This is a genomic window from Streptomyces sp. (genome assembly GCF_050698815.1).
Taxonomy (GTDB): Bacteria; Actinomycetota; Actinomycetes; order Streptomycetales; family Streptomycetaceae; genus Streptomyces.
In genome coordinates this window covers 1-9,155 of record NZ_JBOHCV010000610.1, presented here as the reverse complement: position 1 = coordinate 9,155, position 9,155 = coordinate 1, and the positions used below count along the sequence as shown (strand labels likewise).

The following is a 9,155-nucleotide window of genomic DNA, read 5'->3' as shown; positions in this document are numbered from 1 at the left end:
CCTCGGTACGGTCATGGAGATGGCCGACCGGGTGATGGTGATGTACGCGGGCGAGATCGTCGAGGACCAGCCCTCGGCCGACATGGTCGCCGACCAGCTGCACCCCTACAGCGCGGGCCTGCTCGGCTCGTACGCCGACCCGCGCGACGAGGTCGTCCAGGTCGCGTTCATACCCGGCCGGCCGCCGGACCTCTCCCGCGAGCACGCCGGCTGCCTGTTCGAGCCGCGCTGCCCGGTGTCGGTGGACGCCTGCCGTACGCAACACCCCGAACTGCTGCCCGCTGCGCGGGGACAGGCCCGGTGCCTGCTGGTGGAGCAGTCCCCGGACGACGGCGCACCGCTGCGGGAGGTGGCGCCGCTCGACCAGCTCGGAGCGGTCTTCTCCGCCGATACCGAAGACCACGCCCGGGGCGCGGCGGATGCGGCACCGGTGCTGGTGGTGGACGGCGTCGGCAAGACGTACCGGACGAAGCGCGGCATGACGACCACGACCACCCGGGCCGTGGACGACGTGTCCTTCGAGCTGCGGCCGGGGCGGGTCAGCGCCCTGGTGGGCCAGAGCGGTTCCGGCAAGACCACCATCGCCCGTCTGCTGACCGGGGTGGAGCGGCCGACCGAGGGGTCCGTCCACTTCAAGGACGTCCGGGTGGACAAGCTGCGGCGCCGGGCCCTGCGCCGGTTCCGGCGGCACGTCCAACTGGTCTTCCAGGACCCGTTCTCGGCGCTGAACCCCACCCGGACGGTCGCCTACGCGATCGGCCGCCCGCTGCGCAACTACCTCGGCATGGACCGCGAGCAGGCCCGCACCCGGGCGGCCGAACTCCTGGAGACCGTGGGCCTGAGTCCGGCCGGGCAGTACCTGGACAAGCTCCCGAGCCAGCTCTCGGGCGGGCAGCGCCAACGCGTGGTCATCGCCCGGGCCCTGGCGCCCGAGCCCGAGATCCTCGTCGCCGACGAGCCGATCTCGATGCTCGACGTCTCCATCCGCGCCGAAATCATCGAACTGCTCGACCGGCTCGTCCGCGACCGCGGCATCGCGATGCTCTACATCACCCATGACCTGCTCAGCGCCCGACTCCTCGCCGACGAGGTGATGGTGCTCAACCAGGGCGTGATGGTCGAACACGGGCCCACGCTGACGGTGATCGGCGAGGCCAAGGACCCGTACACGCGCAAGTTGCTCGCGGCGATCCCCCGTCCGGGCGCGATGCGCAAGCGGGCTCCGGACCGGCGACCCGACGGGACGGGAGGGTCCCGGAGCGCGGAGAAGCAGGTGCACGCCGGGAGCTGATCCCGGACGGCCGGGGAACGATCCCGGCCAGGCCGCCTCCACGAGTGGCTCACCGCAGCCAGGCGGTACCGGGTGAGGGAAGCCGGCCGTGTTCGTCCAACGGGCGGCTGTTCGCGAGCAGTTCGGATCCCCATGCGTCCAGCGGCAGTGGCTCGGCGCCGGTGTTCAGGACGCAGGTGGTCCCGCCGCGCCGGAAGGCCAGCACGCCGTCCGGCGCGGGCAGCCATGTCGGCCACGGGGCGTCGCGCAGCGCGCTGTTACGGACCGGCAGCGCCGCCCGTACCACCCGCAGGGGTGACCAGGGTTCGACGCGCTGGTCCTGCACGCTGCGGTCGCCCCATCCCGGCGGTTGCGGCAACCAGGTGCGTACGCCCGGTCCTTGGGGTGAGAACCCGTGGTGCCCGTCCTCCGCACGGGTCCAGGGCAGCGGTACCCGCGCGCCGTCCCGGCCCCGTTCGGTGCCGCGCGAACGCCACCAGGTGGGGTCGCGCAGGTCGTCGTCCGCGAGCTCCACCTCGGGGAGCCCCAGCTCGTCGCCGGCGTACAGGTAGGTCGCGCCCGGCAGTGCGAGCAGCACAAGCAGCACCGCCGGCGCACCCTCGGGCCCCCACCGGGTGGCCGCGCGGGTGACGTCGTGGTTGCCGTGCGGCCACGCGGGGCGTCGTCCCTGCCGGGCGGCGGCGTCCAGGTATCCGCGCACGACCGTACCCAGCGCCCCGGCGTCGAGCGGGGTGAACACCAGGTCCATGGCGAACGCCTGCTGCAGTTCGTCCGGACGCGTGTACGGCTCCCCCACCCAGGGCGGACCCCAGATCTCGGCCACCCCGAACCGGTACGGGCGCTCGGCCAGCACCTGTGCGAACCGGCGGTGGACCCGGTGCACTTCGGGGCGGTCGCTGTACGGGTGGTCGTCGCCGGGGTGACGTTCCCCCGCGGGCACCGGGGGGTATCCGGGCGCCTTGGCCAGGGCTCCGGCTGCGTCGAAGCGCAGGCCGTCGAAACCCCGGTCGAGCCAGAAGCGCACGGTGCGCTCGACGTCGGCGGTCACGTCGGGGTGCTCCCAGTTCAGGTCGGGCTGCTCGACGTCGAACAGGTGCAGATACCACTCGCAGTCGCCGAACGGCTCCCACGCGGGGCCGCCGAACAGTGACTGCCAGTCCGAGGGCGGGCCGTCGCCACGGCCGGGGGCGACGTGGTAGCGGGCGCGCGCCGGGTGTCCCGGGCCGCCGCGCCGGGCCTCCTCGAACCAGGGGTGGTGCGTGGACGTGTGGTTGGCGACCACATCGCCGACGACGCGGAGGCCGCGTGCGTGCGCCTGCTCCAGCAGTTCGTCGATGTCACCGAGCGTGCCCATGACGGGGTCGACCGCTCTGTGGTTGACGACGTCGTATCCGGCGTCAGCCTCCCCGCTGACGTAGAACGGGTTGAGCCACAACGCCTCCACGCCCAGTTCGACCAGGTGGTCCAAGTGCTCCAGCACGCCGCGCAGGTCACCCGTGCCGTCGCCGTCGGAGTCGGCGAAGCTGCGCAGATAGACCTGGTAGACGACGGCGTCACGCCACCACGGCGGGGCGTCGTTCATGGTGTCGCTCCGGGTCCGGTGGGCAGGGGCATCAGTTCGATCAGGCTCAGCGCACTCGTCGGCAGGTCCAGCAGCAGCCTCGCGGTCCCGCCGGGACCGACGTCGACCGGCTCGTGCGGCAGTTCGGCCAGGACGTCGAGGCCGGCCAGCGCCTTCCACTGCCGCTCGTCGGGCCAGTCCCCGACACCGAGGTCGGCGGCGTGCCGCGCCAGGTGTGAGTGCTGTGGATCCACACGTCGGTGCCGTACCGCGTACCGGCCCGGGGGAAGCGCCGCCACCTCGATGCTCACCGCGCGGCGCAGGTCCGCACGGTCCTGTGCCCAGTCGTGTTGCTGCAGGGTGCCGTTCCAGACGGCGATGGCGAGCCGGGCCGGTTCTCCATCGGAGGGGTCCGCGCCGGAGGGATCCGCGCCGGAGAAGTCGGCGCCGGCCCAGGCCTGCACCAGCGACTCCGCGCCGTCGCCTTCCAGCGTGACGCCGACCTCCTCGTCCCCGAGCTGTTCCAGGGCGTGCAGCGCCCAGAACCGGGGCTTGGCGAGCCCGCCGACGCTGAGCAGGCCGAACCCGCCGTGCACCAGGCGCGGCGGGCGTCCCAGCTCCTCGAAGTGGTCGCTCGCCACCCAACAGGCCACCGTCGCCCCGGTGCGGGCGGCGGCTAGCATTCCGCGCGCGGTGAAGGTCCCGGTCCAGGGATGGTCGTTGACGGGGGCGAAGTGGGTCGGGGTCGGGCCCCACTCGGTCCACCAGACCGCGGTGCCGGCGCGGCCGTGCCGCTCCAGGACGGGCCGCACGTCCAGCGGGGGAATCCCGTACGCGTGCGGAGTGAGGATGTCGAGGGCGGAGCCGGAACCGTCCACGTGCTCCAGCAGGGCGTCGAGCCAGCCGGCCGCCGCAGTGGCGGGACCCGCGACGGGCAGCGTCGGGTGCGCCCGGCGGACGGCCCGGGCCGTCGCGTCGTACAGGCGCAGGTAGTCCCGCTGGTCGCCGGTCCAGAAGCATCCGAGGTTGGGTTCGTTCCAGACCTCGAGCACCCACCCGCGCTCCAGCTCCTCGTCCCCGTACCGCTCTCGCAGGTGGGCGACGAACGCCTCCACCAGGCCGGCCCAGCGCTCCAGGTCGCGGGGCGGGTCCGCGAGCCCGGCCACGGTGATCTCGTGGTGGGGAGGGTCGGCCAACGCCCTTGGTGTGAAACCGAGTTCGAGCACGGGACGCAGTCCGGTGCCGAGCACCGTGTCCAGGACCGTGTCCAGCGCCGCGAAGTCGTGCAGCGGAGTGCCGTCCACGTCCTCGCGGTACACGCCCAGATCGTCGCCGAGGGTGCCGTGCGCGCGCACCCTGCGCACCCCCAGCCGCTCGTGCACCCGGGCGAGCGCCTCCACGGACTCCACGCCGATCGGACGCCCGCCCGTCTCGTCGCGGCACAGCAGATGGCTGAGGTGCTCACTTCCGACGCAGGCCCGCCACGGCCGCGGCAGCGGGCCGCGACGGTCGGCGGTATCCACCCGTACGGCCACCTCGGTCGCCGGCGCCGAGCGGTCGTGGGCCAACGGCACGGCGTGCACCGGCTCCCCGGGGGCGCCGGGCCCGTCCTCGATGCGGCCGACCGCCGCGACCGCGTACCAACCGCCCGCACCGGCACGGGTGTCCGCGTACGGCAGGCACGGCACGACCAGCAGGTCACCACCCCCGTGGTCCAGTGGCGTCAGCGCGTCAGGGCGATCGCCGTGGTGCACGACGTACCCCACCGCGTCGTCGACCGCCGGCCAGGTCAGCGTGACCTGGCCGGTCCCGGCGACCGCGTCGAGGCGGGCCGGCGGAGCCGCCTGGCCCACCATCAGGGGCTGACCTTCACCAGCACCGCGGCCGGCTGCGGCAGGTCGAGCTCGAGGAGGGCCGCGCCCGTGGTGTGCCGCAGGGCCGCGGGTTCGGCCACCAGCGTGTCCGCCGCGCGGAGCTGGTCCCACTGCCGGTCGGTGGGCCACTCGCCCACGCCCAGCCGTCCGGCCAGGGTGGTGACGTCTCCGTGGTCGGCGTCCAGTCGCGTGACCTCGGCCGTGGCGCCCTCGCCGAGGCCGTACAGGCGCAGCCGGACCGTGCGGGCCAGGGCGGCGTCGCCCTGGGCCTTGTCCTGGTCCAGGGTGTGGTTCCAGATCAGGATGCTGAGCGATCCGTCGTCGTGGCGGGAGGCCCAGGTCTGCACGAGACCGTCGGCCCCGTCGCCGGTCGCGGTCACCGGCAGTTGCGTGCCGCCGAGTCGGGAGAGCAGGTGCAGGGCGTGGTACCGCGCCTTGGCGATGCCGCCCACGGTGATCAGGCCGAATCCGCCGTGCAGCAGCCTCGGTGGCCGGCCGAGCTCCTCGAAGTGGTCGCTGGCCACCCAGTACGACAACGCGTCCAGCCGGCCAGCGGCGGAGCGCATGCCGTGCAGCAGGAAGGTCGCCGACGAGACGCTGTCGTTCACGGGGTTGAAGTGCGAGGGGGTGACGCCCCATTCGGTCCACAGGATGCGTGCCGTACTTCCGTAACGCGCCAGGGTGGGGCGCAGGTCCAGCGGCGCATTGCCGTAGGTGTGGGTGGTCACGAAGTCGACCGGCGCACCGGAGTGGCCGGCGTGTTCGAGCAGTTCGTCCACCCAGCCGGCGGCCGCCGAGGACGGCCCGCCCACCGCGAGCCGCGAGTCCACGGCCTTGATCGCCGCCGCGGTCACGTCGTACAGCCGCATCCAGTCGTCGCGCGTGCTGGACCAGAACACCGAGAGGTTGGCCTCGTTCCAGACCTCGAAGTCCCAGCCGAGCACCTCGTCGTGGCCGTACCGGTCCATCAGGTGCCGTACCAGGGCGCTGATCAGGTCGGCCCAGCGGTCCCAGTCCCTGGGCGGGGAGACGATGCCGCCGTACTCGAAGACGATCCGCTCGGGGTCGCTCGCGAGGTCACGCGGCATGAAGCCGAGCTCGACGCAGGGCCGCAGGCCGATCGCCATGATCCGGTCGTAGACCTCGTCGACGCGTGTGAAGTCGTGCACGGGCTCGCCGTCGACCTCGCGGTAGACGCCCAGGTCGTCGTGGAGGATCGCGTGTGCCCGGACCGTGTGGACGCCGATCTCGTCGTGCACCCGGCGCAGGGCGGCCTCCAGTTCGGTGCCGATCACCCGGCCGCCGGAGGTGTCGGTGCAGAGCAGCTGGCTCAGGCGTTCGCTGCCGATCATCGGTTGCCACGGGCGCGGCAGCGGCTCACCGGCGGCCGCCGTGTCCACCGTCAACCCGACCTCGGGGGCGGTCGCTTCGGCCGGCGACGAGGCGCCGGTCACGGCCTTGCCCAGGCCGCCGCACGCCGTCACGGTCGGGACGGAAGCGACGGCGTAGTCGTAGGAGGTGCCCGGCTCGCCGGTGGTGTCGACGTACCAGGTGTCCGGAACGGACCGTACGTCGCCGCCGCGGTGGTCCAGCGGCGTCAGCGCGTCGGGCGGCGACCCGGCCGAAGCGCGGTGCACCAGGTAGCCGACGGCGCCCTCGACGGGCTCCCAGCGCAGCGTCACGTGACCGGCGCCGGGGACGACGGTCAGGCCGGCCGGGGGTGGCAGGTCCGGGATGGGGGCCGTCGACCGGTTGTCGGAGCGGTCGGCGATGCGCTGCTCCCAGTCCTCCCGGGCGGTGGGCTCGTGGCCGGAGCCATCCTCCCCGGCGGTCTTCACGACGCGTTCGATGCCGGTGCTCATCCGTCCTCCAAATTGTCGTTCACAGAGCCGTTTCTCGACCCGGCACGCAGGACGGCCGGGCATCGGACGTCGGTCGTGAAACCGGTTTCTGGAGTACCCCACAGCACCACGGGCAAGGTGTCAAGACACTGGCGCCGGGCCTCCACAACCGTCTGGACCCCGCCCCCGGGCGGCAGTTGTCAGGAGCTGCGGTAGTCGCGCGGCGGAACACCGAAATGTGTCCGGAACCGCCGCGAGAGGTGGAACTCGTCGGCGAAACCCAAGGTCCGGGCGATCTCGCGATGGGTCATGTCGGTCAGCCGCAGCAGCGTGGCCGCCGTCTGCAGGCGGCGTGCGGTACGGAACGCCGACGGCGACCGGCCGACCTCCGCGGTGAACCGGCGCCGGAAGGTGTCGTAGGTGAGGCCCGTCTCGGCAGCGACGGTACGCAGGTCCACGCCGGCGGTGAGGTCGTCGCCCAGCCTGCTGACGGCGTGCGCGACCTCGGCGCTGAGGTCGCGGCCAGGTCCTGCTTCACCGGCATCTGCGGGCTCGGCGTCCTGCGCGTCGAGCAGCCAGTCGACCAGCGCGAGCAACTGGTGCTCCGCCGCCCGGCGCGACGGTGGCGGGGTGCGCAGCACGCTGCGCAGGGCCTCGATCGAGGGGACCGGCCGTGGGTAGCGGGGACCGGCGACGGTCAGACCCGCGAGCTCGGCCACGGAGTCGAACAGCGGCCCCGTGAAGACGACGAACAGCTCGGTCCAGCACTCCCCCGGCGCCGTTCCGTACCAGTGCGGCACTCCGGGCGGAACGATGGTGTGCGCGCCCGGGACGAGCCGCTCCTCGCGGCCCCCGGCGTCCCGGTAACCGCCCTCCCCGGCCAGGACGATGGACAGGACGTACGCATCCATCACCCGCAATGTCGACGGCATGATCGGTTCGTCGTCGATCACCTCGCCCGCGAGGACGAGCCGGCCGAGCCGCGTCACGGGCCCGTCGGAGACCGCGACGACCGTACGGATACTCACCGGCCGACTGTAACCGGCGCCAAAACGTTCATGTCCTTGCCGTGTCGAGACATTCCACCGCCGACGCCTACGGAAATAGCTTCCTCGCGTCGGCATCAGACGGCCGCGGGGCCCGCGCCCCGGCGATCCCAGGAGTCTCAATGACGAAGTCAAGCCGCCTGCGTGACCGGAGGGGCGGAGGTGAAGACCCGGTCGTCACGCAGCAGGGCCCACAACACACTCGCCCGTCGGCGGGCCAGAGCGATGACGGCCTGGACGTGCTTGCAGCCCTCACCGCGCTTCTTGAGGTAGAAGTCCCGATTCGGGCCCTCGCGGATGATGCTGGTCTGCGCGGACATGTAGAACACCCGTCGCAGACGGCGGCTGTAACGCTTGGGCCGGTGCAGGTTGCCGGTCCGCCGCCCGGAGTCACGCGGGACGGGCACCAGCCCGGCCGCCGACGCCAGGTGCCCGGCGTCGGCGTAGGCCGACAGGTTGCCGGCCGCGACGACGAACTCGGCCCCGAGTATCGGGCCCATGCCGGGCATCGACTCGATGATCTCCGCCTGCGGATGGCTTCGGAACGTCTCGCGGATCTGCTTGTCGATCCGCTTCAGCCTGTCGTCCAGGGCCAGGATCTGCACGGCCAGGTCGGCCACGATCTGCGCGGCGACGTCCTCGCCGGGCAGCGCGGTCTGCTGGGCCTGGGCGGCCTCCAGCGCGGTCGCGGCGACCGCGTCGGCGCCGCGCACGCTGCGGTTGGCCAGCCAGGCCGTCAGCCTTGCCCGGCCGCGGCGGCGGATCGCGGCCGGAGTCTGGTAGCCCGTCAGCAGGACCAGCGCGCCCTTGTGGGCCGAGTAGTCGAAGGCCCGCTCCAGCGCGGGGAAGACGCCGGTCAGCAAGTCGCGCAGGCGGTTGATCATCCGCACCCGGTCGGCCACGAGGTCGGTGCGGTGGGCGGTCAGCAGCGCGAGGTCGGCGGCCAGCTGGGCAGGCACGTCGATCGTGGCGAAGTCGCTGCGGTGGCGGGCGGTCTCGGCGATGACGTAGGCGTCGCGGGCGTCGGTCTTCGCCTCACCTCGGTAGGCGCCCGACATGCGGTTGACCGTGCGTCCTGGCACGTAGACGGCCTGCTGGCCGTGCGCCGCGAGAAGCGCCAGCAGCAGCGCGGAGGACGTGCCGGAGACGTCCACCGCCCAGTGGACCTGGTCCGCCAGGTCGAGAATCTCGCCGAGCGCGGTCAGGATCGCCGACTCGTCGTTGTCGACCTTCTTCGACCAGAGCGTCGCGCCGGTCTCGTCGACCACAGCTGCCCAGTGGTGGCCTTTACCGGCATCGACACCGGCCCAGACCTGGACCTTCCGCTCGCTCACTTGCCCCTCCTCGTTCCGCACGACATGCCGTCGGCCCGAGGGACACCCCGCTGTCATCTCCGTAATCAGCGACCGCACACAGCGCGCACATCTCAATCAGCAGCCAGGGCGCCCCGGAGAACCGGGCGGCCACTCCTGCGAAGCCACTGAAGGCAAGAACCCATAAGCCACACCCGGCCCTCCCGGGCCGACTAACAACTTACGGAGG

Annotated in this window: 6 protein-coding genes; 1 reads left to right on the top strand and 5 read right to left on the bottom strand. The window is 72.7% G+C overall.

All coding sequences use genetic code 11. The features are described from left to right. Positions 1–1,291, top strand: a 1,291-nt coding sequence (locus tag ACRDP3_RS22140) for an oligopeptide/dipeptide ABC transporter ATP-binding protein (RefSeq protein WP_431518741.1), incomplete at its 5' end; no start/stop codon positions are given. A 49-nt stretch (positions 1,292–1,340) separates the two neighbouring features. Here ACRDP3_RS22140 and ACRDP3_RS22135 read toward each other — a convergent pair. The 5 genes from ACRDP3_RS22135 to ACRDP3_RS22115 all read right to left on the bottom strand — a co-directional run bounded on the left by ACRDP3_RS22135 (position 1,341) and on the right by ACRDP3_RS22115 (position 8,947). Further along, positions 1,341–2,873 (bottom strand): alpha-amylase family glycosyl hydrolase, encoded by a 1,533-nt coding sequence (locus ACRDP3_RS22135; RefSeq protein ID WP_431518740.1) that lies wholly within the window; start codon positions 2,871–2,873, stop codon positions 1,341–1,343. After that, a complete protein-coding gene (locus tag ACRDP3_RS22130) occupies positions 2,870–4,708 on the bottom strand; it encodes a GH39 family glycosyl hydrolase (protein WP_431518739.1) in 1,839 nt (612 codons plus the stop codon). The genes ACRDP3_RS22135 and ACRDP3_RS22130 overlap by 4 nt, the downstream gene beginning before the upstream one ends. Beyond that, positions 4,708–6,588, bottom strand: a complete 1,881-nt coding sequence (locus tag ACRDP3_RS22125; protein WP_431518738.1) for a GH39 family glycosyl hydrolase — start codon at positions 6,586–6,588, stop codon at positions 4,708–4,710. Before ACRDP3_RS22125 ends, ACRDP3_RS22130 begins: the two co-directional genes overlap by 1 nt. A gap of 179 nt (positions 6,589–6,767) precedes the next feature. Then, positions 6,768–7,595 carry an AraC family transcriptional regulator gene (locus ACRDP3_RS22120; protein ID WP_431518737.1) on the bottom strand — a complete coding sequence of 276 codons (828 nt, stop codon included), beginning with the start codon at positions 7,593–7,595 and terminating at the stop codon, positions 6,768–6,770. 149 nt (positions 7,596–7,744) lie between these two features. Beyond that, entirely contained in the window at positions 7,745–8,947 is a 1,203-nt protein-coding gene (locus ACRDP3_RS22115; protein WP_431518736.1) for an IS110 family transposase, read from the bottom strand. Between the last annotated feature and the right edge of the window lie 208 nt (positions 8,948–9,155).

Coding starts and splice junctions, on each gene's coding strand:
- ACRDP3_RS22125 (WP_431518738.1), bottom strand. CDS start 6,588: ATGAGCACCGGCATCGAACGCGTCGTGAAGACCGCCGGGGAGGATGGC.
- ACRDP3_RS22135 (WP_431518740.1), bottom strand. CDS start 2,873: ATGAACGACGCCCCGCCGTGGTGGCGTGACGCCGTCGTCTACCAGGTC.
- ACRDP3_RS22130 (WP_431518739.1), bottom strand. CDS start 4,708: ATGGTGGGCCAGGCGGCTCCGCCGGCCCGCCTCGACGCGGTCGCCGGG.